A 24,569-nucleotide genomic window follows, 5' to 3' on the forward strand; every position below is an offset into this window, starting at 1 on the left:
CGCGGCGCCCTGTTATGTTGACCGGGTGCACCTGGTGATCGACGCCCAGTCCCCCGTCCCGCCCTACGAGCAGGTCCGCTCGCAGATCGCGGACCTGGCCCGCACCGGCGAGCTCCCGGTCGGCCTGAAGCTCCCCACCGTCCGCGCCCTCGCCGAGCAGCTCGGCCTCGCCGCGAACACGGTGGCCCGCGCCTACCGCGAGCTGGAGGCCGACGGGGTGGTCGAGACCCACGGCCGGGCCGGCACCACCGTCGCCGCCACCGGCGACACCGCGCACCGCCTGGCCGCCGGCGCCGCCGCCGAGTACGCGGCCCGCGCCGCCCGCCTCGGCCTGACCCGCGACGAGGCCCTCGCCGCCGTCGCCACCGCCCTCGGCGTGGCCTACCGCTGACCGGCCCCGGGAACGCGAGGACGGCGCGACGGCTCCCCGCGGGGAGCCGTCGCGCCGTCGTCCGCGGCCGGGCCTCACCGTGCCCGGTGGGTGACCTCCCCGTCGAGCACCGTCATCAGCACCGGCACCCGCGCCAGTTCGGTGTCCGGCACCGTCAGCGGGTCGTCCGCCAGCACCGTCAGGTCGGCCCGGTGGCCGGGGGCGAGGCGTCCGGCGCGGTCCTCCTCGCCCGCCGCCCAGGCCGGGGCGAGGGTGTAGCCGACGAGCGCCTGCAGCGGGGTGAGGGCCTGGCCGGGCAGGTGCGGGGGCTGGCCGAGGTCGCGGCTGGGGCGCCGGTGGCGGGCCCCGGCCATCACGCCGAGCGGTTCGAAGGGGGCGATCGGCCAGTCCGAGCCGAGGACGACCCGGGCCCCGGCGTCGGCCAGGTCGCGGCAGCGGAAGGCCCGGTTGGCGCGCTCCTCGCCGAGCCGCCGGGACCAGTTGTCGGTGTGGTCGGCCCGGGTGTACTCGGTGCAGTGGGTGGGCTGCATGGAGGCGGTCACGCCCAGGGCGGCGAACCGGGCGACGGTGTCGTCGGGCACCGTCTCGACGTGCTCGACCCGGTGCCGGGCGCCCGGGCCGTGCGCGGCGACGGCCCGCTCGACCGCGTCCAGGACGTGCCGGACGGCGGCGTCCCCGATCGCGTGGGTGGCGGTGGGCACCCCGGCGCGGTGGAGTTCGCCGATCACCCGGGTGTACGCGGCGGGGTCCGGCCAGAACGCGCCGGTGGACTCGCCGTGGCAGTCGGGGTGTTCGAGCCAGGCGGTGCCGTTGTCGATGGTGCCGTCCATGAACAGCTTGGCCCCGGCGACCCGCCAGCGGCGGCCGCCCTCGCCCTGGCGGCGGACGAGTTCGGCCAGCTCCGCCGGGCCCGCGCCGGGCTGCACCCAGGGGGCGATCCGCAGCCGAAGCGGGAGCTGCCCGCGCTCCTCCAGGGCGGCGTAGACGGCCAGGCTCTCGCCGTTGGCGTCCATCGCGTGGCCGCCGGTGAGGCCCGCCGCGGCCATCCGCCGCAGCACGTCGGCGCTGGCCCGGCAGAGTTCCTCGAAGCTCGGGCGGGGGGCGACGGCCTCGACGAGTTCGCAGGCGGCGTCCTCCAGCAGCAGGCCGGTGGGACGGCCGGAGGCGTCGCAGACCACCTCGGCCGAGCCCTGGTCGAAGCGGCGCGGCCCGTCGATCCCGGCCAGTTCCAGGGCCCGGCGGCTGACCAGCATCGAGTGCGCGTCGAACAGGTCGATCGCGGCGGGGACGCCGTCCAGCACCGGCCCCACGCTGTCGGCCGAGACCGGCAGGCCGCCGAAGGCGTTCGGGTCGAGGCCCCAGCCGCGCAGCCACTGCCCGTCCTTCAACTCCCGCCGGGCGGCTGCCAGTTCGGCCCGAAGCCCGGCCAGGTCGGTGCAGCCGGAGAGGTCCGTCCCGGCGGTGCGCTCGGCGCCCGAGACGGGGTGCAGGTGGCCGTCCACCAGCCCGGGGACGACCACCGCGCCGTCCAGGTCGATCGTCTCGGCGCCGCTCCCGCGCCCGCCGTCCGGCCCGAACCCGGCGATCCGGCCGCCGCTCAGGGCGAGCGTGTCGTGCGGCAGGAAGGCCCCGCTGCCGGGGTCGAGCAGCCGGGCGTTGGTCAGGACGAGGTCGGGGTGCACGGGAGGGCTCCTCAGCGGTGGTGCGGTCGGTGCGGGGTGCCGAGCGTCCCGGCCGGGAGGCCGAGTTCGCGTTCGGCGAGGGCGTGCGCCATCCCGGTGACCGCCGCGGGTCGTCCGGTGCGTTCGGTGTTGGCGTGCGCCCCCAGGCCGTCCAGGACGACCAGGAGCTGGATCGCGGTGACGTGCGGGTCCGGGGCGCGGAACTCCCCGGCCTCGACGCCGTCGCGCAGCAGTGCCGTCAGCGCGTCCCGCCAGAGCGCCTCCTGCCGGTCGACCCGCTCCCGCAGGGCGGGGCGGAACCGGCTGAGGTGGCGGGCGTTCAGCCACAGTCGGCTCAGCTCGTCGTAGCGCGGCCCCTCGGTGCGTTCGAGGAAGCGGGCCAGCCGCCGCACCGCCGGGAGGGCGGCGTCGGCGTCGGGCAGCAGGTCGGCCAGTTCGCCGCCCGCGGCGGTGCCGAAGGCTTCGGCGACCAGTTCCTCGGCGACCGGGAAGTAGTGGCTGATCAGTCCGGGGCGGACGTCCAGCTCCTCGGCGACCCGCCGCATCGTGATGCACTCCAGGCCCTCGGCGAGGGCGATCCGGGCCGCGGTGGCCACGATCTCCGCCCGCCTGGCCTCGGGGTTCTTGCGCACCCGTTTCGGCTGGACGCTTGACGACATGCCCCGCACGCTATTGGATGTGCGACCAATAGACAAGCCGCCTGCCGCACCGGCCGCTCCCGCACCGCCGACCGCACCGGCACCCGTACTCGAAACCTCGGAGGACTCCATGGAATCCACGATTCCAGACCCCCACACGGAGCTCCCCACTCCCCCGCCCACGGCCGACCGGGCCGGACGGATCGAAGCCCACGGCATCGACCACATCCCCGACTCCGAGCGCCACGGCCGCCCCCGCGACCTGTTCGCCGTCTGGGCCGCCCCCAACGTCAGCTACCTCAACCTGGTGGTCGGCGGCACCCTGGTGCTGATCGGGCTCGACCTGTGGCAGTCGCTGGCCGTCATCGTGGTCGGCAACCTGCTCTGGGCCGGCGTCGGCCTGCTCGCCGTCAGCGGCCCGGCCGCGGGCGCCCCCAGCGAGGTGATCATGCGGGCCATGTTCGGCGTCCGCGGCAACCGGGTGAACATCGCCGTCACCGGCTGGCTGGTCTCGGTCTGCTACCTCGCCCTCAACTGGGCCGCCGCCTCGCTCGCCGCGTTCGGCCTCGCCGAACGGGCCGGCCTCACCCCCGGCACCCCGCTCAAGGTCCTGGTCATCGCCTCGATCGCGGCCGCCACCCTGGCCATCTCGGTCTACGGCCACGCCACCATCGTCCGGCTGTACGGGCCCTTCACCCTCGTCCTGACCGCGGTCTTCCTGCTGCTCACCGGCTACCTGCTGACCGGCGGCCACACCGACTGGCACTACCGGCCCGCCGAACCCCTGCACGGCGGCGCCCTGGTCGCCGCCCTGGCTGGCGGCACCGCGCTGATCGCCTCCGCGCCGCTCTCCTACTCCACCAGCGCCGACTTCTCCCGCTACCTCCCCCGCGCCGCCTCCCCCCGCGCGGTGGCGGGCTGGACGGCGCTCGGCGCCTTCGTCCCCAGCGTCCTGTTCACCGCACTGGGCACCCTCGCCGCCACCACCCTCGACATGACGGACCCCCAGGCCGCCCTCACCGCCGTCCTCCCCGGCTGGCTGCGCCCGCTCTTCCTGCTCGCCGTCGTGCTCAGCGCGGTCGCCAACAACGCCATGACCGCCTACTCCTCCGGCCTCGCCCTGCAGGCCGTCGGCCTGCGCATCCGCCGCTCCCGCAGCGTCGCCCTGGACGGGGCGCTCGGCGTCGCACTGACCCTGTACGCGCTGCTGGTCTCCAACTTCCTCGACACCGTCAACAACGTGCTGGAGCTGATGGTCGCCCTCACCGGCCCGGTGATGGCCGTCTACGCCGCCGACATCCTGCTGCGCCGCAACCGCTACCACGGCCCCGACCTCACCGACGAGAGCCCCGCCTCCCCGCACTGGTACTCCCACGGCGTCAACCCGGCCGGCGCCGCCGCCCTCCTCCTCGGCACCGCCGCCGCGACGCTCTGCCTCGCCACCCCGGTCTTCACCGGCGCCCTGGCCCGCCTCGCCGGGGGCACCGACCTGTCCCTCCCGGCCGGCATGCTCACCGCCGCCGCCACCTACTGGCTGCTCGCGCGCCGCGCCCGCACCGCCTAGCCGAACGGCGAGGTCCCCGCGCCCCGTCGAAGGGGTGCGGGGACCTCGCCGCGCGTCACCGGCTCGTGCTCGCCGACGGGCTCGGGCCGGTGTTCACCGACGGGCTCGGCGTCGCGTTCACCGCCTCCGCGGGCGCCGTGCTGACCGGCTTGCCCAGCGCGCTGTGCTTCACGTACTCGTCGAAGGCGATGTTCCAGTCGCCGAAGCCGTTGCCGAACGGCTCCATCTCGTGGCCCTTGCTGTTGACCACCTGCACGATGTCACCGACCCGGGTGTTGTCGAAGAACCACTTCGCCTCGTCGGTGCTCATCCCGGTGCAGCCGTGGCTGACGTTCTCCTTGCCCTGCGCCCACACCGACCACGGCGCGGCGTGGACGTACTCGCCGCTCCAGGTGACCCGGGTGGCCCACTTCACGTCCAGGTCGTAGGACTCGCTGCTGCCCGCCGCGATGCCGATGGTCTCGCTGCTCATTCGGACGTCGGACTCCTGGCCGAGCACCACCTTGACGCCGTTGCGGGTGTCGAAGCCGGGCTTGCCGGTGGTGACCGGGATGGTCTTCACCACCTCGCCGTTGCGCTTGTACGTCAACTGGTCGGTGCCGGCGTCGACCAGCGCCTCGATCCGGTCGCCGGTGCGCAGGGCCAGGCTCTGCTGCTCGCCGCCGTAGACGCCGTCGGATATCCGGATGCCGGGCAGGTCGTAGGCGAGCTTGACGGTGGTGTTGGCCGGCCAGTACTCCTGCGGCCGGAAGTGCAGGTTCTCGTCGTCGACCCAGTACCAGGCGCCGGTGACCGCGGGCTGCGAGGTGACGGTGAGGCCGCGTTCGATCTGCTGCCGGGCCGCCGGGTCGGTGACCGCCTCGGAGAGCTTGACGGTGAGCGGCTGGCCGACGCCGTAGACGCCGCTGCCCGAGCTGTCGGGGCCCAGCTCGGCGGTGACGACGTGCTGCGCCTCCGCGGTGCTGAAGGTGGAGTCGGTCTGGCCGTGGCCGCCCCTGCCGTCCTCGGCCGCGACCTTGACGGTGTACGCGGCCCCGGCCCGGAGCGGGTCGGTGGTCTGCCAGTGCTGCCGGTCGGCGGCGAGCTCGCCGGCCACCGGTTTTCCGTCGGGGCCGGTGACGGTGACGGCGGCGAGCTTGTTGCTGCCGTCCGTGGTGACGCTGAACGCCTTCGCCGGGTCGGCCTTCTCCCCGGCGGCCGAGGTGTGGATCAGCGGGGCCACGTCGATCTGACGGGCCGTTTCCTTCTCCGACGTACCGCCGGCGGAGCAGGCGGCGACGGGGGTGAGCACCAGCGCGGCGGCCAGTGCGGTCCGGCTGGAGCCGGATATCCGAGAGCCCTTCAACGGAACCTCCCAGGGGTATGAACCTGCCCAGAGCCTAGGAAGGCGTCACCCGGGCGGCACTCCGGGTAACCCGGGCGGGGGACGACTCCCGGTAACCCCCGGGGAACGACGGCGGGCCGGGCACCCCCGAGGGGGAACCCGGCCCGCCGTGCGGCTCGCGCGGCTCGCGCGCTCCGGAACCTACTGGTTCTGGTTCTCGCCGCGGTAGAACTCGAAGACCCAGCCGAACAGGCCGATCAGGATGATCGGGATCGACCAGAACAGCAGCCACCAGCCGAAGATGACGCCGAGGAAGGCCAGCGCGCCACCGATCGCCAGGGAGAGCGGCTGCCAGCTGTGCGGGGCGAAGAAGCCCACCTCGCCGGCGTCGTCCGAGACCTGGGCCTCGGGGTTGTCGCCCGCACCGGTGTCCACCCGCTTGGCGGTGAACGCCAGGTAGAAGCCGATGAAGGCGGCCAGGCCGAAGGCCAGGAAGAGCGCGGTGGTGCCCGCGGCCTCCAGGCCGTGGTCCGACTTACTGGTCCAGACCATGTAGGTGATGGCGATGGCCAGGATGAACACGGCCAGACCGGCGAAGATCTTTCCCTGTTCCTTCATCGGGCGTCACCCTCATTCTTGCCCTTGCCCAGCGACGGACGGTCGTACTGCGCGGGGGTCACACCCTCGAAGTGCTTGGCCGGCTCACCGTGGTTCTCCAGGTAGTCCAGCGCGGCGATCTCCGGGTGGTGCAGGTCGAAGGCCGGGGACTCGGAGCGGATCCGCGGCAGGGTGGTGAAGTTGTGCCGCGGCGGCGGGCAGGAGGTCGCCCACTCCAGCGAGCGGCCGTAGCCCCACGGGTCGTCGACGTTGACCTTCTCGCCGTACTTGGCGGTCTTCCAGACGTTGTAGAGGAACGGCAGGATCGACAGGCCGAGCAGGAACGAGCCGATGGTCGAGATGGTGTTCAGCGTGGTGAAGCCGTCCGAGGCCAGGTAGTCCGCGTAGCGGCGGGGCATGCCCTCGGCGCCCAGCCAGTGCTGGACCAGGAAGGTGGTGTGGAAGCCGATGAACAGCGTCCAGAAGGTGATCTTGCCGAGGCGCTCGTCCAGCATCTTGCCGGTCATCTTCGGCCACCAGAAGTGGAAGCCGGCGAACATCGCGAAGACGACGGTGCCGAAGACCACGTAGTGGAAGTGCGCGACGACGAAGTACGAGTCCGAGACGTGGAAGTCGATCGGCGGGGAGGCCAGCAGCACGCCGGTCAGACCGCCGAACAGGAAGGTGACCAGGAAGCCGATCGTCCAGAGCATCGGGGTCTCGAAGCTCAGCGAGCCCTTCCACATGGTGCCGACCCAGTTGAAGAACTTCACACCGGTCGGGACCGCGATCAGGAAGGTCATGAACGAGAAGAACGGCAGCAGGACCTGTCCGGTCACGTACATGTGGTGCGCCCACACCGTCACCGAGAGGCCGGCGATGGCGATGGTCGCGGCGATCAGGCCGGAGTAGCCGAACATCGGCTTGCGGCTGAAGACCGGGATGATCTCGGAGACGATGCCGAAGAACGGCAGCGCGATGATGTAGACCTCGGGGTGGCCGAAGAACCAGAACAGGTGCTGCCAGAGCAGCGCTCCGCCGTTCGTCGGGTCGAAGACGTGCGCCCCGAACTTGCGGTCCGCCTCCAGGGCGAACAGCGCGGCCGCGAGGACCGGGAAGGCCAGCAGGACCAGCACGGCGGTCAGCAGGACGTTCCAGACGAAGATCGACATCCGGAACATCGTCATGCCGGGGGCGCGCATGCAGATGATCGTGGTGATGAAGTTGACCGCGCCGAGGATGGTGCCGAAGCCGGAGAAGGCCAGACCCATGATCCACATGTCGGCGCCGATGCCCGGCGAGCGGACCGCGTCCGACAGCGGCGAGTAGGCGAACCAGCCGAAGTCGGCCGCGCCCTGCGGGGTGACGAAGCCGGCCACCGCGATGACCGAGCCGAACAGGTACAGCCAGTAGGCGAACATGTTCAGACGCGGGAAGGCGACGTCGGGGGCGCCGATCTGGAGCGGCATGATCCAGTTGGCGAAGCCCGCGAACAGCGGGGTGGCGAACATCAGCAGCATGATCGTGCCGTGCATGGTGAACGCCTGGTTGAACTGCTCGTTCGACAGGATCTGGGTACCCGGGCGGGCCAGCTCGGCGCGCATGACCAGGGCGAGCACGCCACCGATCAGGAAGAAGGCGAACGAGGTCGCCAGGTACATCGTGCCGATCGTCTTGTGGTCAGTGGTGGTCAGCCACTTGATGATCGCGTTGCCCGGCTTGCGCACCCGCGGAGTCCCCGAGGTGACGGCCCCGGCTCCCCCACCGGCCGCGGCGGGCTCGTTGAGGATGGTCACTTCTCTTCACTACTTCCCGTGGTGGGGAGGATGCCTGCGGGAACCGCGCCGGCCTGGCCCTTGTCGCGGAGTTCCTTGAGGTGCTGCTGGTAGTCGGCGGCCGACACGACCTTCACGTTGAACAGCATCCGCGAGTGGTCGACGCCGCAGAGCTCGGCGCACTTGCCGCGGTAGGTCCCGAGCGCGGTCGGGGTGACCTGGAACTCGTTCACCACGCCGGGCACGACGTCCATCTTCATCATGAAGTTGACGGGCCAGAAGTCGTGGATGACGTCGTTCGAGGTCAGCCGGAACTTCACGGTCTCGTTGATCGGCAGGTAGAGCGTCGGAGGCTCCTTGGTGCTGCCGACCTCGTACGCGGCCGTGGTGCTCGCCGGGTCCGGGATCTCGGAGTTCTCGTAGTTGAACGCCCAACTCCACTGGAAGCCCACCACGTTGATGGTGTGCTGCGGCTTGGCGTCGACCTTCGTCAGGGTGGCCTCGTCGCGGGCGACGAAGTAGAACAGCACCGAGACGATGACGAGGGGGACCGCGGTGTACAGCGCCTCGATGGGCACGTTGTACCGGGTCTGAGCGGGGACCTCCACCTTGGTGCGGCTGCGCCGGTGGAAGAACACGCTCCAGAGGATCAGACCCCACATCAATGCACCAACAACCAGAGCCGCGATCCACGAGCCCTGCCACATGTGAAGGACCAGCGGGCCTTCCTTGGTGACGGGACTGGGGAGGCCAAGCCTGGGCAGGTCGTTGGCCGAGCAGCCGGTGGCGGTCGCGATGACGAGGCCCAGTGCCAGCGCCTGAGGCAGCTTCCGCCGCATCGTGCGCCGCGGCGAGCGGTCGGAGCCGTTGGGACTCACGTAGCGCCTTCCCGAAGTCTCGCCCGCGAACGCACCACCGGGAGGAGCCTGTTGTCAGGGTCTCCTCGGCGGTCCGGCCACGGGCACGGTTTGAATGCTTATGCGGGCCAAACGCTACTCCATCCTTATGCGGCACTCACGGGCAGCCCCTGGTAACGCGCCGCCCGGCTACCCGTTCGGCACCCCGTGGGGTGAACCACCCCCGCGGGACGGATGGAGTCGCAGGTCATGGCGGACATCCGAGCCTCTCACGACCGAACGGGCGACCGTACTGCGACACGCGGGTGACGGGCCGTCGGCCACCCCGCGGCGACGGGAGGAATCACCCCGTATGGGGCAGCCCCCGCGTCGTCTACGGTGGCCGGGTGCCCTACTTCGACGCCGCCTCCACCGCCCCTCTGCACCCCGTCGCCCGGCAGGCCCTGCTCGCCGCCCTCGACGAGGGCTGGGCCGACCCGGCCCGGCTGCACCGCTCCGCCCGGCAGGCCCGGATGCTGCTGGACGCCGCCCGGGAGACCGTCGCCGAAGCGCTCGGCGCCCGGGCCGACGAGGTCTCCTTCACCGCATCCGGCACCCAGGCCCTCCAGTTGGGCGTCCTCGGCGCCCTGCGCGGCCACCGCCGCCGCGGCGCCCACCTGGTGCACTCCGCGGTCGAGCACTCCGCCGTCCTGCACACCGCCGAGCGCTGGGAGGCCGACGGCGGGAGCACCACCGCCGTCCCGGTCGACCGCCACGGCCGGGTCGACCCGGCGGAGTTCGCCGCCGCGGTGCGCTCCGACACCGCGCTCGCCGTGCTGCAGTCCGCCAACCACGAGGTCGGCACCCTGCAGCCGGTCACCGAGACCGCCGCGCTGCTCGGCGACGTCCCGCTGCTGGTCGACGCCGCGCAGAGCGCCGGGCGGCTGCCCGTCCCGGCGGGCTGGTCGGTGCTGGCCGCCAGCGCCCACAAGTGGGGCGGCCCGGCGGGCGTCGGGGTGCTCGCCGTCCGCAAGGGCGTCCGCTTCTCCTCCGCGCTGCCCGCCGACGACCGCGAGGGCGGGCGGGTGCCGGGCTTCCCCAACGTGCCCGCGATCGTCGCCGCCGCGGCCTCGCTGCGCGCCGTCCGGGCGGAGGCCGAGGCCGAGGACGCCCGGCTGCGGGAGCTCGTCGACCTGATCCGCCACCGCGTCCCGCAGCTCGTCCCCGCCGTCGAGGTGGTCGGCCACCCCGAGCAGCGGCTGCCGCACCTGGTGACCTTCTCCTGCCTGTACGTGGACGGCGAGGTGCTGCTGACCGAGCTCGACCGGGCGGGCTTCGCGGTCAGCTCCGGCTCCTCCTGCACCTCCAGCACCCTGACGCCCAGCCACGTGCTGGCCGCGATGGGCGTGCTCACCGAGGGCAACCTGCGCGTCTCGCTGCCCGCGGGCACCACCCGCGCCGAGGTGGAGTCCTTCCTCGACGTGCTGCCCCGGGTGGTGGCCGAGGTGCGCGCCCCGCTCGGCCTCGACCTCGACCTTCCGGCGACCGGTTCGGAGCGGGGCGCGGACCAGGCCCCGGACCTGGTCCTCGACACCCTGGGCAGGCGCTGCCCGATCCCGGTCATCGAACTCGCCAAGCACATCGGCGAGATCGCCCCGGGCGGCCTCGCCGTCGTGCTGTCCGACGACGAGGCGGCCCGCCACGACATCCCCGCCTGGTGCGGGATGTGCGGCCACACCTACGCGGGCGAGGCCCCCGCCGAGCGGTACGGGGGCGCCCGCGGGACGGCCTACCTGGTGCGGAGGGCGTGAGCGACCGGGGTCAGAGCGCGATCCGGGCGCTGATCTCCTTCGCCGCCTCGGCGCCGTAGGCCGTCTCGAAGCGCTCCAGGAAGTGGCCGCCGCGCAGCTCGTACTCCTGGGTGCCGACGGTCTCGATCACCAGGGTGGCGAGCATGCAGCCGATCTGGGCGGCGCGCTCCAGGCCGAGCTCCCAGGAGAGGCCCGCCAGGAAGCCGGCCCGGAAGGCGTCGCCGACGCCGGTCGGGTCGGCCTTGCGCTCCTCGGCGGGGCAGCCCACCACGATGTCGGGCTCGCCGCGGCGCTGGATGCGCACGCCCTTGGCGCCGAGGGTGGTGACGCGGGTGCCGACGCGCTCCAGGATCTCGTCCGCGGACCAGCCGGTCTTGGACTCGATCAGCGCGGCCTCGTACTCGTTGGTGAAGAGGTAGGCCGCACCGTCGACGATCTCCCGGATGTCGTCGCCCTCCAGGCGGGCCAGCTGCTGGGAGGGGTCGGCGGCGAAGGCGTAGCCGCGGGTGCGGCACTCCTGGGTGTGGCGGACCATCGCGGCCGGGTCGTCCGCGCCGATCAGGACCAGGTCGAGGCCGCCGACCCGGTCGGCGATCGGCTGGAGCTCGATGTTGCGGGCCTCGGCCATCGCGCCGGTGTAGAACGACGCGATCTGGTTGTGGTCCTGGTCGGTGGTGCACATGAAGCGGGCGGTGTGCCGGGTCTCCGAGATGTGCACCGAGTCGGTGTCCACGCCGTGCCGGTCCAGCCAGCTGCGGTACTCGGCGAAGTCGCCGCCGGCCGCGCCGACCAGGATCGGCTTCAGGCCCAGCACGCCCATGCCGAAGGCGATGTTGGGGCCGACCCCGCCGCGGCGGATGTCCAGGGTGTCGACCAGGAAGGACAGCGAGACCGTGTGCAGCTGTTCGGGCACCAGCTGGTCGGAGAAGCGTCCGGGGAAGGTCGTCAGGTGGTCGGTGGCGATCGAGCCGGCGACGGCGATGCGCACGAGGTCTCCTCTGGCGGCCCGGCCGTGGCCGGAGCTGCGGGCAACAACCCGCCTACGGTACCCGCCCCGGCGGGGTGCTACCGATCGGTAAGGCTGTCTTCCGGCCGCGCATCGGCCTAGGGTCGCCAGTACGGGGGCCGGACGCGGCCCCCGTCCAGTCCGCGGCGCCGTGGCCGCGGCACGGCGATCGGAGCTGGTGCGCGCATGGTGATCGATCACTCCTCCGGGTGGCGGCCGGGTCGCCGCCCCGAGGCCCCCGAGTCCGAGACGCTGGCCGAACTGCTGGACTCCTCGCGCCGGTTGGGCCGGTTCTGGCCGGTCGCCGGTCCGCTCCCGGCGGTCGCCGCCCCGCCCGCGCCGGTCGTCCGGGTACCGGTCGCGGCGCGCCGGGTGGTCGCGGGCATGCCGGAGTACGGCGGCTAGCCCGCCGGCGGAACCGGTTTCCTCCGGGGCACGTCAAACCGGCGCGGCACCGCTCCCCGCGGCGCCGCACGACCCTCGGGAGGAACGCAGATCATGGACGACAGCACCGCAGCCGTCTCCACCAAGGCCCCGTACGCGCGCCGGGCGGCCGCCGCGCTCGCCGGTGCGGCCCTCGCGGCCGGCCTGCTGACCGCGTGCGGCAGCTCCGGCGCGCCCGCCACCGCCACCGCGCCCGCGACCGCCAGCCCCGTCCCCGGCAGCCCCGTGCCCTCGCCGACCGCCGACCCGTCGCCCGCCGCGTCCGCCCCGGCCTCGCCGGACCCGACGGCGGCGGCGAGCCCGCAGCCCTCGGCGGCGCAGCCGACCACGCCCGGGATAGCCGTCGGCGAGCACCCGCCGACCGCGGTGAAGATCCCGGCGACCGGCTACCGGCAGGACGGCCCGACCCGGCTGACGGTGTTCTTCACCGCCGGGGTCTGCGACAAGTACGGGGTCCGGGTCGAGGAGGACAACCCGCCGGTGGTGCGGCTGCGGGTGGTGATCACCCAGACCGCGGAGCCGGGCAAGGCCTGCCCGATGGTGATGAAGGAGCAGCAGGCCACCGTCACGCTGTCGAAGCCGATGACCGGCGGCGCCGTGGTCGACACCGCGACCGACCAGCAGGTGCCCCCGCAGAGCGGCGTCGCGGGCGGCGACCCGCGCTAGCGGCCCGGGCGGAACGCCGCGAGGGCGGTTCCCCGTGCTGGGGAGCCGCCCTCGGCGTGCCGGGCCTCGGTGAGGCTCAGCTGAACGAGTCGCCGCAGGCGCAGGAGCCGGTGGCGTTCGGGTTGTCGATCGTGAAGCCCTGCTTCTCGATGGTGTCCACGAAGTCGACGGTGGCGCCGCCCAGGTAGGGGGCGCTCATCCGGTCGGTGACGACCTTGACACCGTTGAAGTCCTTGACGACGTCGCCGTCCAGCGAACGCTCGTCGAAGAACAGCTGGTAGCGCAGGCCCGAGCAGCCGCCGGGCTGCACGGCGACGCGCAGCGAGAGGTCGTCGCGGCCTTCCTGCTCCAGCAGGCCCTTGACCTTGGCCGCGGCGGCATCGGTGAGGAGGATGCCACTCTCGACGGTGGTCTCGTCCTGGACGGTCATGCTTACTCCCGGTCTGTGACGACGGTGATCCGCCAGTGCCAACCAGCGGCCCCCCGGATTCATTTCCGGGAGGTGGTGCGTTCGGGGGACTTTTTTCGTCGCCCTCTCCCCCACGTACCCCATGCTCGCACACCGGGCGCGGTGGGTCACCGCCCGCTTCGGCAAACCGCTACCGCCCGCGCACCGGACGCAGCAGGATGTGACGGGTGATCATTCGACAGCTCAGGGACACCGCAGAGGACGCCGAGGCCGTGAACCGGATCGCCCGGGCGGCCTTCCGCGACCTGGACCGGCGGCCACCGGACGAGGAGCAGACCGCGGCGGACGTGCGCCGCGGCATCCGCGGGGCGGCCCGCACCCGTCACCTGGCGGTCACCGACCCGCAGGGGTGCTGGATCGCCGAGCAGGATGGCGAGCCGGTCGGGGCGGCGCTGTCGCTGCGCCGCGAAGGGGTGTGGGTGCTGCCGCTGTTCGTGGTGCTGCCCACCGCGCAGGGGCGGGGCGTGGGCCGGCTGCTGCTGGAGCGGGCCACCGCGTACGGGCAGGGCTGCCTGCGCGGCATGCTGTGCGCCTCGCCGTCCCCGGCGGCGGCCCGGCGCTACCGGCGGGCCGGGTTCACGCTGCACCCGACGATGCGGCTGACCGGGCAGGTCGACCGGGAGCGGCTGCTGGACCCGGGCGAGATCCCGGTGCACGCGGGCAACGCGACGCACCTGCACCTGCTCGACTCGGTCGACCGCCGCCTGCGGGGCGCGGCGCACGGGCCCGACCACGCGTTCATGCTGGCGCACTTCGAGGAACTGCTGGTCGCGGACACCCTGGCCGGGACGGGCTACTGCTACCGGGACGGCGGCGAGGTCCAGCTGCTCGCCGCGACCTCCAAGCGGATCGCCGTCCGGCTGCTGCGCGAGGCGCTGGCCCGCGTCCCGGTCGGGACGGAGGCGAACGTCTCCTTCCTGACCGCCGAGCAGGAGTGGGCGGTGGACGTCGGCCTCGACCTGGGGCTGTCGCTGTCCACCCGCGGCTACCTGGGGCTGCGCGGGATGCGACCGCCGATGCCGTACGTCCCCAACGGGGGGTACCTGTAGCGGCGTTCGGGCCCCGGCGGGAGCCCCTACTCCATGGTGGCGAGGATCTCCCGGACCATCTCCATCGTCGTCCCCGGGTGCAGGAAGGCGAAGCGGGCGACGGTCTCGCCGTCCCAGCCGGTGGGGGTGACGAAGCCGGTCTGGTCGGCGAGGAGCTGCCGGGACCAGCGGTAGTAGTCGTCGTGGGTCCAGCCCTTGCGGCGGAAGCAGACGGCGGAGAGCTGCGGGTCGTGGAGGAGTTCGAGGTGCTCGGTGTCGCGGATGAGCTGCGCGGTCTCGCGGGCCAGGCGCAGGCCGGCCTCGATGGCGTCGGTGTAGGCCTGGACGCCGTGGACGGCGAGGGAGAACCAGAGCGGGAGGCCGCGGGCGCGGCGGGTGAGGTGGTAGGCGTAGTCGGTGGGGTTCCACTCGTCGCCCTCGGTGTGCAGGACGTCGAGGTAGGAGGCGTCCTGGGTGTGGACGGCGCGGGCCAGGCGCGGCTCGCGGTAGAGCAGGGCGGCGCAGTCGAACGGGGCGAACAGCCACTTGTGCGGGTCGACGACGAAGCTGTCGGCGTGCTCGATGCCGTCGTAGCGGTGGCGGACGGAGGGGGCGAAGAGGCCCGCGCCGCCGTAGGCGCCGTCGACGTGGAACCAGAGGTCGTGCTCGCGGGCGACCTCGGCGATGCCGGCGAGGTCGTCGACGATGCCCTCGTTGGTGGTGCCCGCGGTGCCGACGACGGCGACGACGGTCTCGGGGTGCGGGTCGGCGGCCAGGGCGGCGCGCAGGGCGGCGCCGGTGAGGCGGCGGTCGACGGCGGGGACGAGGAAGGGCTCCACGCCGATGATGTTGAAGGTGTTCTTGACCGAGGAGTGGACCTGGTCGGCGACGGCGATCCGCAGCCGGGCCTCCGGGCCGACGCCCAGGCGGCGGCGGGCGGTGTCGCGGGCGACCACGAGGGCGGAGAGGTTGCCGGCCGAGCCGCCGGAGACGAAGGTGCCCCCGGCACCGGCGGGCAGGCCGGCCCGGTCCGCTATCAGGCGCAGGACCTGGTTCTCGGCGGCGATCGCGCCGGCCGCCTCCAGCCAGGAGATGCCCTGCAGGGAGGCGCAGGAGACGACCATGTCGAAGAGCAGGGCGGCCTTGGTGGGGGCGCAGGGGATGAAGGAGAGGTAGCGCGGGCTGTCCGCGGAGATGACGGCCCGGGAGAGCTCGTGGTCGTAGAGCTTGAGGACGTCGGCGGGGTGGTTGCCGTGGTCGTTCAGCAGCCCGGCGAGGGCCTCGCGCAGGTGGGCGCCGTCGCCGGGGTGGTCGAGCGGGACGGGGTCGTACTGCAGGCGTTCGCGCATGTAGTCGAAGACGAGGTCGACCAGCTCGTTGTCCGGCTTGTGCATGCGGTCGGGTGCTGCGTACACGGGTGTCCTCTTCGCTGCGGGCTGGTGCTGGGGGCAAGATCAGCGTAGGCAGCGGGGGTGGGCGGGCGCGCGTCGGAACGGGGCCGTCCGGGGCCGGTTTCCTGCGTGTTCGGGCGGGGTCGCGCAGGAAAGCTGCGTCAGATGAGCTGGGAGAGGACGACGGCGGAGCGGCTGCGCTGGACGCCGGGCTCCTTGCGGATGCGCTCGATGACGGCCTCCAGGTGCCGGGTGTCGGCGGCGCGCAGGTGGACGAGGGCGTCGGGGTCACCGGTGACCGTCCAGGCGGCGGCGACCTCGGGGAACTGGCGCAGGGTGGCGAGCAGCTCCTCGGGCGAGGTGCGGGCGCGGCAGTAGACCTCGACGAAGGCTTCGGTGCGCCAGCCGAGCAGGCCGGGGTCGAGGACGACGGTGAAGCCGCGGACCACGCCGCGCGCCCGCAGCCGGTCGATCCGGCGGCGGACGGCGGTGGCGGAGAGGTTGGTGAGCAGCCCGATCTCGGCGTAGGAGGCGCGGCCGTCGCGGCTGAGGTGCTCGATCAGCAGGCGGTCGGTGTCGTCGAGCGCCTGCCGGCCGAACTCGGGCGGCCTGGGGGTGCTCATGCGCCCCGCCTCGCTCCGCCGGTCAGGCGCTTCGCACGTGCGCGCCTCGTGACGGTGTGCTCGCTACGCTCGCTCATGGCGGGGCTCCACGGGTGGTGCGGGTGAGGGTGGTGCGCCGTGGGTGGCACGGCTGCGCGGAGCCCATTGTCGCGGACGGCCGGGGTCGGGTCAGTCCACCAGCAGGACGATCTTGCCGCGGGTGCGGCCCTCGGCGTTGAGGGCCTGGGCGGAGGCGGCCTGGCTGAGCGGGAAGGTGGAGGCGACGGGGACGGTGAGCAGGCCGTCCTCGGCGAGCCGGGCGACGGTGGCGAGGTCCTCGGGGTCGGGTCGGGTGAAGACGTAGCGGCCGCCGCGGGCGGTGACGGTGTAGTCGACCACGGAGGCGATCCGGGTGGGGTCCTTGAGCAGGTCGACCGAGGTCTCGACGGCGTCGCCGCCGATCAGGTCGAGGGCGGCGTCGACGCCCTCGGGGGCCAGGGCGCGGACGCGTCCGGCGAGGCCGGGGCCGTACTCGACGGGTTCGACGCCCAGGCCGCGCAGGAAGGTGTGGTTGTGCTCCCCGGCGGTGCCGATCACCCGGGCGCCGAGGGCGGTGGCGACCTGGCAGGCGATCGAGCCGACGCCGCCCGCCGCCGCGTGGATCAGCACGGTCTCGCCGCGGCGCAGCCCGAGCGCCCCGACCAGGGCCTGCTGGGCGGTGAGCCCGGCGGTGGGCAGCCCGCCCGCCTCGGCCCAGTCGAGGGCGGCGGGTTTGCGGGCCAGGGTGCGGACGGGGGCGGCGACCAGCTCGGCGTAGGTGCCGTGCTCGATGACGTCCTTGCGGACGTAGCCGATGACCTCGTCGCCGGGGGCGTACTCGGTGACGGCACCGCCGACGGCCTGGACGACGCCGGCCAGGTCGAAGCCCATGACCAGGGGGAAGTGCGCGTCGAGGACGCCGTCGAGGTGCCCCTCGCGGATCTTCCAGTCGACGGGGTTGACGCCGACCGCGCGGGTGCGGACGAGTACGGTGTCGGGGCCGACCTTCGGGTCGGGGAGCTCGGTGTACTCGACCACGTCGGGGCCGCCGTAGCGGTTGATCGCGATTGCCTTCATGCCCCCAGCCAACCGGACGGCACGGCGGGTCCTCGCGTCGGAAGCATCCATCCTGGTGAGCGGTTCTCGTCACATCGACGAAGCGGCCATCGTCAGACTGACGACAACCGGTTATCATAGATAGCGTCAGATAGACGAGAAGGCTGGTGTTGATCCGGCCGCACCAGGAGGGCAGCCGCCCGTGACCACCACCACCGAGACCTACGGCACCGACCCCGCCCCCTCGCCGCTCGCCCTGCTGCTGCTCGGCCGGGAGGCCGACCCGAACAGCGAGCGCGGCGTGGAGTGCCCCGGCGACCTGCCCGCCGCCTCCGACCCCGACCTGGTGGCGCGTGCCCGCGCCGCGAAGGAGAAGCTCGGCGACCGGGTCTTCATCCTGGGCCACCACTACCAGCGCGACGAGGTCATCGAGTTCGCCGACGTCACCGGCGACTCCTTCAAGCTGGCCCGGGACGCGGCGGCCCGCCCGGAGGCCGAGTACATCGTCTTCTGCGGCGTGCACTTCATGGCCGAGTCCGCCGACATCCTCACCTCCGAGCGCCAGCAGGTCGTCCTGCCGGACCTCGCGGCGGGCTGCTCGATGGCCGACATGGCCACCGCCGAGCAGGTCGCCGAGTGCTGGGACGTGCTGACCGAGGCGGGCGTCGCGGACGTCACCGTGCCGGTGTCGTACATGAACTCCTCGGCCGACATCAAGGCGTTCACCGGCAAGCACGGCGGCACCATCTGCACCTCCTCCAACGCCAGGCGCGCCCTGGAGTGGGCCTTCGAGCAGGGGCAGAAGGTGCTCTTCCTGCCGGACCAGCACCTGGGGCGCAACACCGCGGTGCTGGAGATGGGCATCCCGCTGGACGAGTGCGTGCTCTACAACCCGCACAAGCCGAACGGCGGCCTGACCGCCGAGCAGCTGCGGGACGCGAAGATGATCCTGTGGCGCGGCCACTGCTCGGTGCACGGCCGCTTCAGCGTGGAGTCGGTGAACGAGGTCCGCGAGCGGATCCCCGGCGTGACCGTGCTGGTGCACCCCGAGTGCAGGCACGAGGTGGTCACCGCCGCCGACATGGTGGGCTCGACCGAGTACATCATCAAGGCGCTGGACGCCGCCGAGCCCGGCTCGAAGTGGGCGATCGGCACCGAGCTGAACCTGGTCCGCCGACTGGCCAAGGCGCACCCGGACAAGGAGGTCGTCTTCCTCGACCGCACCGTGTGCTTCTGCTCGACCATGAACCGGATCGACCTGCCGCACCTGGTGTGGGCGCTGGAGTCGCTGGTCGAGGGCCGGGTGCCGAACGTGATCACGGTGGACGCCGAGACCGAGAAGCACGCCAAGGCGGCGCTGGACCGGATGCTGGCCCTGCCGTAACGGTTCGTCCCCGTCCCTGCGCGCACAAGAGGGCGGGCACCCCACCGGGGGTGCCCGCCCTCTCGTCACGTGTGGCGCCCGAACTACTCCGGGAGTCCGGGGATCAGACCGTCGCCCTCGTCCCGCAGCAGCTCGCGGACCTGCTCCAGGGACGCCTCGGCGTCCGGCAGGATCAGGTCCGACGGCTCCAGCGACTCCGCCGGGAGCGGCGTGCCGACCTCACGAACGGCCGCGAGCAGGCTGCCGAGCGCCGCCTTGAAGGCCGCCTCGTCGCCCGCCTCGACGGCCTGGAGCAGCTCGTCGTCCAGCTGGTTCAGCCGGTTCAGGTCGCCCTCCGCGACCTCGAACTGCCCCTCACCCAAGACCCGCATGATCATGCTGGTGCGTCTCCCCTTGTTGCTCGCGGGCTTACTTCTGGTAGTTGATGGTGGGCGGCGGCGGGGTGTCGTTCTTGCCCTGCTCGATCGCCTGCGGCTGGGAGGCGGGGGTGCCGCCGGTCAGTTCGGCCTTCATCCGGGCCAGCTCCAGCTCGACGTCGCTGCCGCCGGCCACCCGCTCCAGCTCGGCCTCGATGTCGTCCTTGCGGCCGAGGCCGCTGGCGTCGTCGAGCGCACCGGAGGCCAGCAGCTCGTCGATCGCGCCCGCGCGGGCCTGCATCTGCGCGGTCTTGTCCTCCGCGCGCTGGATCGCCAGGCCGACGTCGCCCATCTCCTCGGAGATGCCGGAGAAGGACTCGGCGATCCGGGTCTGCGCCTGGGCCGCGGTGTAGGTGGCCTTGATGGTCTCCTTCTTGGTGCGGAAGGCGTCCACCTTGGCCTGGAGGCGCTGGGAGGCGAGGGTGAGCTTCTCCTCCTCGGCCTGCAGGGCCTGGTACTGCGTCTCCAGGTCGGTGATCTGGGACTGCAGGTTGGCCTTGCGGCTGAGCGCCTCGCGGGCGAGGTCCTCGCGGCCGAGGGACAGCGCCTTGCGGCCCTGGTCCTCGTACTTGGCGGACTGCTGCTGCAGCTGGGTCAGCTGGAGCTCCAGGCGCTTGCGGGAGGTGGCCACGTCGGCGACGCCCCTGCGCACCTTCTGCAGCAGTTCCAGCTGCTTCTGGTAGGAGTAGTCGAGCGTTTCGCGCGGGTCCTCCGCCCGGTCCAAGGCCTTGTTCGCCTTGGAGCGGAAGATCAGCCCCATACGCTTCATGATTCCGTCGCTCATGGGCCTCGATAGCCCCCTTCTTCGGGCCTGGGTTTGCGTCTCGTGACAGGTCGAGTGTATGCGCGGTGAGGCCACCGGCGCAGTGCACCAGCCTGCAACAATGCTGCTACAGCGGGCGGCCGTTCGGCATCGTCCTCACGATCGATATCGGTTCGCGTCCGGGGTCGCGCCGGAAAGGCGCCGGTCAACCCGTACGCTGGGAGTGTGTTCCGACGCCGCTCTGATGAATCCGCCGCCTCCTCCTCCACCGTCACCATGACGAAGGAGGACGAGAAGCCGCCCCGCGACCCGCAGGCTCCCAAGGGCCGGCCCACGCCCAAGCGCAGTGAGGCCGAGGCCAACCGGAAGACCCGGGTCACCGTCCCCAAGGACCGCAAGGAGGCCGCCCGCCAGGCCCGCGAGCGGATGCGCGCGGAGCGCGAGAAGCAGCGCACCGCGCTGCTGGAGGGCGACGAGCGGGCCCTGCCGCCGCGCGACAAGGGCCCGGTGAAGCGCTACGTCCGCGACTTCATCGACTCCCGCTGGGCCGCGGCCGAGTTCTTCCTGCCGTACGCGGTCGTGGTGCTGGTGCTCAGCATCACCAAGGTCAACTACCTGCAGCTGCTCTCCACGCTGCTGTTCATGGTCTTCTTCGTGGTGGTCATCCTGGACTTCGTCCGGATCGGCCTCCAGCTGCGCAAGTCGCTGGCCCAGCGCTTCCCGAACGGGGACACCCGGGGCGCGGTCATGTACGGCCTGATGCGCACCCTGCAGATGCGCCGGCTGCGGCTGCCCAAGCCGATGGTCAAGCGGGGCGAGCGGCCCTGACCGCGGAAGCCGTTCCGCCGTACTGGGCCCCGCCCGCGCAGCAGCCGGTCGGGGCCCTCGGCACACCTGGCATCCCCCCGCAGCAGGGCTACGGGTACGCGCCGCAGGGCCGGCACGGGCGGCTGCCGGCCCGCGGCGGGCCGTACCACAGCGGGGCCGGTGAGTGGCTGGAGCGGCACGGCGGGCTGCACAACCTGGTGCGCCAGGAGCTGGTCACCCGGCAGCTCGCCGAGCAGCTCACCCGCGGCATCGCGCTGCGGGTGCTGGACGTCGGCTGCGCCGAGGGCACCCAGGCGCTGCGGCTGGCCCGGGCCGGCCACTTCGTCACCGGCATCGACCCCGACCCGGGCACCCTGGGCCTGGCCCACCAGGCGCTGTGCGCCGAACCGCCGGAGGTCCGCGAGCGGGTGCAGCTGCTGACCGGCGACGGCCACCAGGTCGGCCGCTGGTTCGGCCCGCGCAGCTTCGACCTGGTGCTCTGCCACGGCACCCTGATGTACCTGCCGGACCCGGAGCCGATGCTGGCCTCGGTGGCGCGGATCCTGGCCCCCGGCGGCCTGCTCTCGCTGCTGGTGCGCAACGGCGACGCGCTGGCCATGCGGGCCGGGCTGACGGGCGACTGGCGGGCCTGCCAGGAAGCCTTCGACTCCACCCGCTACACCAACCGCCTGGGCCTGCCCGCCCGGGCCGACCGCCTGGCCGAACTCTCCGCCACGCTCGCCGGGTTCGCCGTCCCGGTCCGCCGCTGGTACGGCGTGCGGGTCTTCACCGACGCCACGCCGGACGAGGCCGCGCCGGTCGACGGCCGACAGCTCGCCCAGTTGCTCGACGCCGAGGAGCGGGCCGGCAAGCAGGACCCGTACCGGCACGTCGCCGCACTGCTGCACGTCGTCGCCGAGAAGTAACCGGGGAACGGCCGGGCGGCGGCGGCCGGGGCCGACGGGGGGTCAGGCCTCGTGCAGGCTCATCGGGTAGACGTCCCGTCCGTCCTCGACCAGGACGACCCGGTCCACGCCGTCCTCCAGCAGGGACTTCCACTCCTCGCCGATCCAGGACTCCGCGTCGCCCTGGCTGGAGAACTCCTCGACGCCGTTGGCCGGCTCCACCACGGTGCCGTCGTTCTTCTCGTACCGCCAGGTCCACACCATGCCGGGCTCCTCCGCGAATCGTGCCACTGGGATCGTGACGGTAGCGTGCCCACCCGGCGCGGGGGCGAAGCTCCGTCCGGCAGGATGATCGCATGGCACTCCCCCGCACCCTGCTCCTCGGCGGCGCCCGCTCCGGCAAGTCCACCCGGGCCGAGCTGCTGCTCGCCGACCGCCCCGACGTGCTGTACGTGGCCACCTCCGGCCGCCGGGACGGCGACCTCGACTGGGCCCGGCGGGTCGACCTGCACCGGGCCCGGCGCCCCGCGTCCTGGCGGACCGCCGAGACCTGCGCGCTGGAGGAGGTGCTGGCGGACGGCTCGGACCGGGCGCCGGTGCTGATCGACTGCCTGGCGCTGTGGCTGACCGCGGTGATGGACGAGTGCGGGGCCTGGGAGGACGCGGTCTGGTTCGGCGGCGGACAGGAGGCGGTGGAGACGCGCTGCGCGGCGCTGGCCGCGGCCTGGGGCGCCACCGCCCGGGAGGCGGTCGCGGTCTCCAACGAGGTCGGGATGGGCGTGGTGCCCGCCACCGCCGCCGGACGGCGCTTCCGGGACACCCTCGGGCGGCTCAACATGGCGGTCGCCGACGCCTCCGAGCAGGTGCTGCTGGTGGTCGCCGGGCAGGTGCTGACCGTCAAAGCAGCGGCCGTGTAGATTGCCGGGCGATGGACACCACCGTGGATCTCGACACTTTCTCCTCGCTCGTCGAACGCCCCGACGAGGGTGCGCGGCGCGGCGCCGAGGAGCGCTGGCAGCAACTGGCCGTGCCGCGCGGCGGCCTGGGTCGGCTCCAGGAGCTGGGTGCCTGGCTGGCGTCCGCCCAGGGCGAGTCCCCGGTCCGCCCGCTGGCCGCCGCCCGGGTGCTGCTGTTCGCCGCCGACCACGGCGTCGCCTCGCTGGGCGTCTCCACCCTCGACGCCCGCGGCGGCACCGCCGACCGGGTGCGCGCCGTGCTGGACGGCACCGCGCCGGTCGCCGTGCTGGCCCGCCGCTACGGGGCGGACGTCCGGGTGGTCGACGTCGCGGTGGACGCCGACCCGAACGAGTTCCCCGAGGAGGTCGTCCGCCACCGGGTGCGCCGCGGCTCCGGCCGGATCGACGTCGAGGACGCGCTGAGCGCGGAGGAGGCCGCCCGGGCGTTCCGGGCCGGGATGGCCGTCGCCGACGAGGAGGCCGACGCGGGCACCGACCTGGTGCTGCTCGGCGACCTGGGCGTCGGCTCCACCACGGTCGCCGCGGTGCTGATCGGCGCGCTCTGCGGCACCGACGCCGCCGCCGTCACCGGCCGCGGCTCGGGCGTCGACGACCGCACCTGGATGGTCAAGTGCGCCGCCGTCCGGGACGCGCTGCGCCGGGCCCGCCCGGTGCTCGGCGACCAGCTCGCGCTGCTGGCCGCGACCGGCGGCGCCGACTTCGCCGCGGTCACCGGCTTCCTGCTGCAGGCGGCCGTCCGCAAGCTCCCGGTCGTCCTGGACGGCGTGGTCTCGGCGGCCTGCGCGCTGGTCGCCCAGCGGATCGCCTTCCGGGCCCCCGAGTGGTGGCGGGCGTCCGCGCTCACCGGCGAGCCCGCCCAGGCCAAGGCGTACGACCGGCTGACCCTGACGCCGCTGCACGAGGCGGGCGTCACCATGGGCGAGGGCGTCGGCGCGGTGCTGGCGCTGCCGCTGCTGCAGGCCGCCGGGGACACCCTGGCCGAGCCGGCCGCCGTCCCGAGCGCCAAGCCGCTGCCGCCGCGGGCCCCGGCCAAGCTGCCGACGGCCGCGGACCTGCTGGACCGCTACTGACTCCGTCGGGGCGCGGGATGAACGGCGAGCACGCACGGCAGGGGGCCGCGCCCGCGGGGACGCTTCCGGCGGAGGGCGCCGGACCGGCTCCGGCCGGGGCGCGGGCGGGGCGGTGGGTCGGGGACGGACTGCGGTTCGCGTTCGGGACGTTGACGGTGCTGCGGGTGCGGGTGCACCGGTGGGACCGGGCGGCGGGCGGGGCCGCGATGGTGCTGGCGCCGCTGGTCGGGCTGGTGGTGGGCGCGCTCGCCGGGGCGGCGGGCGCGCTGGTGGCCTGGCGCGGCGGCGGGCTGCTCGGCGGGGTGGCGGCGGTGGCGGTCGGCGCGCTGCTGACCCGGGGGCTGCACCTGGACGGGGTGGCGGACGTCGCGGACGGGCTGGGCAGCGGGAAGCCGGCCGAGGACGCCCTGCGGATCATGAAGCAGTCGGACATCGGCCCGTTCGGGGTGCTGACCCTGGTGCTGCTGGTGCTGGCTCAGACCGCGGCGCTGGCCGGGCAGTTCACCGTCTCGCCGGAGCGCGGGGTGCTGGCCGCGGTGGTGGCCGCGACGGCGGGGCGGGCGGCGCTGGCCTGGGGGTGCCTGCGCCCGGTCCCGGCGGCCCGGCCGGGCGGGCTGGGGGCGGTGGTGGCGGCCACCGTGCGGCCCGGGGCGGCGGTGGCGGGGACGCTGCTGGTGGCCGGTGCGGCGGCGGCGGTGCGCTGGCGGTCGGGCGTCGCGGTGCTGCTCGGCGTGCTCGCCGCGGGCGTCCTGCTGCGACGGTGCGTGCGGCGGTTCGGCGGCGTGACCGGGGACGTGCTGGGCGCGCTGGTGGAGACGGCGGCGACGTCCGCGCTGGTGGCCCTCGCGCTGCTGTGATCCGGCGTCAACTCCCTTGTCGTGCACGAACTCACGTACCGTCACGGATCGCGGCGGTTCGTGCCCGGGGC

At 73.5% G+C, this 24,569-nt stretch carries 25 protein-coding genes and 1 pseudogene; 12 read left to right on the plus strand and 14 right to left on the minus strand.

All coding sequences use genetic code 11. From position 1 onward, the window contains the following. Window positions 1-25 precede the first annotated feature (25 nt). Entirely contained in the window at window positions 26-391 is a 366-nt protein-coding gene (locus tag QSK52_RS26340) for a GntR family transcriptional regulator (protein ID WP_285738644.1), read from the plus strand. Between the two features lie 74 nt (window positions 392-465). On the opposite strand, the gene QSK52_RS26345 is transcribed toward QSK52_RS26340, so the two are convergent. Together QSK52_RS26345 and QSK52_RS26350 are read right to left on the minus strand one after the other, a co-directional pair. Then, the gene (locus QSK52_RS26345) at window positions 466-2,073 is read right to left on the minus strand and encodes an amidohydrolase (protein WP_285738645.1); all 1,608 of its coding nucleotides are present in this window, start codon (window positions 2,071-2,073) and stop codon (window positions 466-468) included. Window positions 2,074-2,084: 11 nt separating this feature from the next. Further along, complete coding sequence (locus QSK52_RS26350) at window positions 2,085-2,732, minus strand: TetR/AcrR family transcriptional regulator (protein WP_285738646.1); 648 nt, start codon at window positions 2,730-2,732, stop codon at window positions 2,085-2,087. A 109-nt stretch (window positions 2,733-2,841) separates the two neighbouring features. On the opposite strand from QSK52_RS26350, the gene QSK52_RS26355 reads away from it, so the two are divergent. Beyond that, window positions 2,842-4,275 (plus strand): purine-cytosine permease family protein, encoded by a 1,434-nt coding sequence (locus tag QSK52_RS26355; RefSeq protein WP_285738647.1) that lies wholly within the window; start codon window positions 2,842-2,844, stop codon window positions 4,273-4,275. Between the two features lie 55 nt (window positions 4,276-4,330). Here the strand turns inward: QSK52_RS26355 and QSK52_RS26360 are convergent, their stop codons facing one another. The 4 genes from QSK52_RS26360 to ctaC form a co-directional block, all read right to left on the minus strand. Continuing rightward, window positions 4,331-5,620: a L,D-transpeptidase gene (locus QSK52_RS26360; RefSeq protein ID WP_285738648.1), complete on the minus strand. Its 1,290-nt coding sequence runs from the start codon at window positions 5,618-5,620 to the stop codon at window positions 4,331-4,333. Between the two features lie 180 nt (window positions 5,621-5,800). Next, window positions 5,801-6,217, minus strand: a complete 417-nt coding sequence (locus QSK52_RS26365) for a cytochrome c oxidase subunit 4 (protein WP_030908996.1) — start codon at window positions 6,215-6,217, stop codon at window positions 5,801-5,803. Continuing rightward, window positions 6,214-7,992 carry an aa3-type cytochrome oxidase subunit I gene (ctaD, locus tag QSK52_RS26370; RefSeq protein WP_435053369.1) on the minus strand — a complete coding sequence of 593 codons (1,779 nt, stop codon included), beginning with the start codon at window positions 7,990-7,992 and terminating at the stop codon, window positions 6,214-6,216. Before ctaD ends, QSK52_RS26365 begins: the two co-directional genes overlap by 4 nt. Next, window positions 7,989-8,849, minus strand: a complete 861-nt coding sequence (ctaC, locus tag QSK52_RS26375) for an aa3-type cytochrome oxidase subunit II (protein ID WP_285738649.1) — start codon at window positions 8,847-8,849, stop codon at window positions 7,989-7,991. Before ctaC ends, ctaD begins: the two co-directional genes overlap by 4 nt. A 365-nt stretch (window positions 8,850-9,214) precedes the next feature. Between ctaC and QSK52_RS26380 the strand changes: the two genes are divergently transcribed. Next, entirely contained in the window at window positions 9,215-10,618 is a 1,404-nt protein-coding gene (locus QSK52_RS26380; RefSeq protein ID WP_285738650.1) for a cysteine desulfurase/sulfurtransferase TusA family protein, read from the plus strand. A gap of 10 nt (window positions 10,619-10,628) precedes the next feature. On the opposite strand, the gene QSK52_RS26385 is transcribed toward QSK52_RS26380, so the two are convergent. After that, window positions 10,629-11,606, minus strand: coding sequence for a carbohydrate kinase family protein (locus tag QSK52_RS26385; RefSeq protein ID WP_285738651.1), 978 nt, complete (start codon window positions 11,604-11,606; stop codon window positions 10,629-10,631). Window positions 11,607-11,810: 204 nt separating this feature from the next. On the opposite strand from QSK52_RS26385, the gene QSK52_RS26390 reads away from it, so the two are divergent. Both QSK52_RS26390 and QSK52_RS26395 read left to right on the plus strand, forming a co-directional pair. After that, window positions 11,811-12,029, plus strand: coding sequence for a hypothetical protein (locus QSK52_RS26390; RefSeq protein WP_285738652.1), 219 nt, complete (start codon window positions 11,811-11,813; stop codon window positions 12,027-12,029). A 93-nt stretch (window positions 12,030-12,122) separates the two neighbouring features. After that, on the plus strand, window positions 12,123-12,734 hold the full coding sequence (locus QSK52_RS26395; RefSeq protein WP_285738653.1) for a hypothetical protein: 612 nt from the start codon (window positions 12,123-12,125) through the stop codon (window positions 12,732-12,734). 76 nt (window positions 12,735-12,810) lie between these two features. On the opposite strand, the gene erpA is transcribed toward QSK52_RS26395, so the two are convergent. Next, window positions 12,811-13,164, minus strand: coding sequence for an iron-sulfur cluster insertion protein ErpA (gene erpA, locus QSK52_RS26400; RefSeq protein WP_033219641.1), 354 nt, complete (start codon window positions 13,162-13,164; stop codon window positions 12,811-12,813). A gap of 206 nt (window positions 13,165-13,370) precedes the next feature. Between erpA and QSK52_RS26405 the strand changes: the two genes are divergently transcribed. Next, window positions 13,371-14,252 carry a GNAT family N-acetyltransferase gene (locus tag QSK52_RS26405; protein WP_285738654.1) on the plus strand — a complete coding sequence of 294 codons (882 nt, stop codon included), beginning with the start codon at window positions 13,371-13,373 and terminating at the stop codon, window positions 14,250-14,252. A 26-nt stretch (window positions 14,253-14,278) separates the two neighbouring features. Here the strand turns inward: QSK52_RS26405 and QSK52_RS26410 are convergent, their stop codons facing one another. The 3 genes from QSK52_RS26410 to QSK52_RS26420 form a co-directional block, all read right to left on the minus strand. Continuing rightward, the gene (locus QSK52_RS26410; protein WP_285738655.1) at window positions 14,279-15,646 is read right to left on the minus strand and encodes a pyridoxal phosphate-dependent decarboxylase family protein; all 1,368 of its coding nucleotides are present in this window, start codon (window positions 15,644-15,646) and stop codon (window positions 14,279-14,281) included. A 137-nt stretch (window positions 15,647-15,783) separates the two neighbouring features. Beyond that, window positions 15,784-16,245 (minus strand): Lrp/AsnC family transcriptional regulator, encoded by a 462-nt coding sequence (locus QSK52_RS26415; protein WP_285738656.1) that lies wholly within the window; start codon window positions 16,243-16,245, stop codon window positions 15,784-15,786. 168 nt (window positions 16,246-16,413) lie between these two features. Beyond that, entirely contained in the window at window positions 16,414-17,340 is a 927-nt protein-coding gene (locus QSK52_RS26420) for an NADP-dependent oxidoreductase (protein ID WP_285738657.1), read from the minus strand. 181 nt (window positions 17,341-17,521) lie between these two features. Between QSK52_RS26420 and nadA the strand changes: the two genes are divergently transcribed. Beyond that, window positions 17,522-18,703 (plus strand): quinolinate synthase NadA, encoded by a 1,182-nt coding sequence (gene nadA / locus QSK52_RS26425; RefSeq protein ID WP_285738658.1) that lies wholly within the window; start codon window positions 17,522-17,524, stop codon window positions 18,701-18,703. A gap of 83 nt (window positions 18,704-18,786) precedes the next feature. On the opposite strand, the gene pspAA is transcribed toward nadA, so the two are convergent. Both pspAA and QSK52_RS26435 read right to left on the minus strand, forming a co-directional pair. Beyond that, the gene (gene pspAA, locus QSK52_RS26430) at window positions 18,787-19,080 is read right to left on the minus strand and encodes a PspA-associated protein PspAA (RefSeq protein ID WP_285738659.1); all 294 of its coding nucleotides are present in this window, start codon (window positions 19,078-19,080) and stop codon (window positions 18,787-18,789) included. Between the two features lie 31 nt (window positions 19,081-19,111). Further along, window positions 19,112-19,888: a PspA/IM30 family protein gene (locus QSK52_RS26435; protein ID WP_285738660.1), complete on the minus strand. Its 777-nt coding sequence runs from the start codon at window positions 19,886-19,888 to the stop codon at window positions 19,112-19,114. A 219-nt stretch (window positions 19,889-20,107) separates the two neighbouring features. Here QSK52_RS26435 and QSK52_RS26440 point away from each other — a divergent pair, with 219 nt between their 5' ends. After that, window positions 20,108-20,710, plus strand: a complete 603-nt coding sequence (locus tag QSK52_RS26440) for a DUF3043 domain-containing protein (protein ID WP_435053370.1) — start codon at window positions 20,108-20,110, stop codon at window positions 20,708-20,710. Between the two features lie 194 nt (window positions 20,711-20,904). Then, entirely contained in the window at window positions 20,905-21,615 is a 711-nt protein-coding gene (locus tag QSK52_RS26445) for a class I SAM-dependent methyltransferase (RefSeq protein ID WP_285738718.1), read from the plus strand. 42 nt (window positions 21,616-21,657) lie between these two features. On the opposite strand, the gene QSK52_RS26450 is transcribed toward QSK52_RS26445, so the two are convergent. Next, window positions 21,658-21,858 carry a hypothetical protein gene (locus QSK52_RS26450; RefSeq protein WP_285738719.1) on the minus strand — a complete coding sequence of 67 codons (201 nt, stop codon included), beginning with the start codon at window positions 21,856-21,858 and terminating at the stop codon, window positions 21,658-21,660. Between the two features lie 104 nt (window positions 21,859-21,962). On the opposite strand from QSK52_RS26450, the pseudogene QSK52_RS26455 reads away from it, so the two are divergent. The 3 genes and pseudogenes from QSK52_RS26455 to QSK52_RS26465 form a co-directional block, all read left to right on the plus strand. Further along, window positions 21,963-22,511, plus strand: a pseudogene (locus QSK52_RS26455) (bifunctional adenosylcobinamide kinase/adenosylcobinamide-phosphate guanylyltransferase); the annotation flags it as partial. An 11-nt stretch (window positions 22,512-22,522) separates the two neighbouring features. Further along, on the plus strand, window positions 22,523-23,641 hold the full coding sequence (locus QSK52_RS26460; protein WP_285738661.1) for a nicotinate-nucleotide--dimethylbenzimidazole phosphoribosyltransferase: 1,119 nt from the start codon (window positions 22,523-22,525) through the stop codon (window positions 23,639-23,641). Between the two features lie 17 nt (window positions 23,642-23,658). Continuing rightward, window positions 23,659-24,498: an adenosylcobinamide-GDP ribazoletransferase gene (locus tag QSK52_RS26465; protein WP_285738662.1), complete on the plus strand. Its 840-nt coding sequence runs from the start codon at window positions 23,659-23,661 to the stop codon at window positions 24,496-24,498. The last annotated feature ends 71 nt before the right edge of the window (window positions 24,499-24,569 follow it).

Source organism: Kitasatospora phosalacinea (genome assembly GCF_030268885.1).
In the GTDB taxonomy this organism is placed as follows: Bacteria; Actinomycetota; Actinomycetes; order Streptomycetales; family Streptomycetaceae; genus Kitasatospora; species Kitasatospora phosalacinea_C.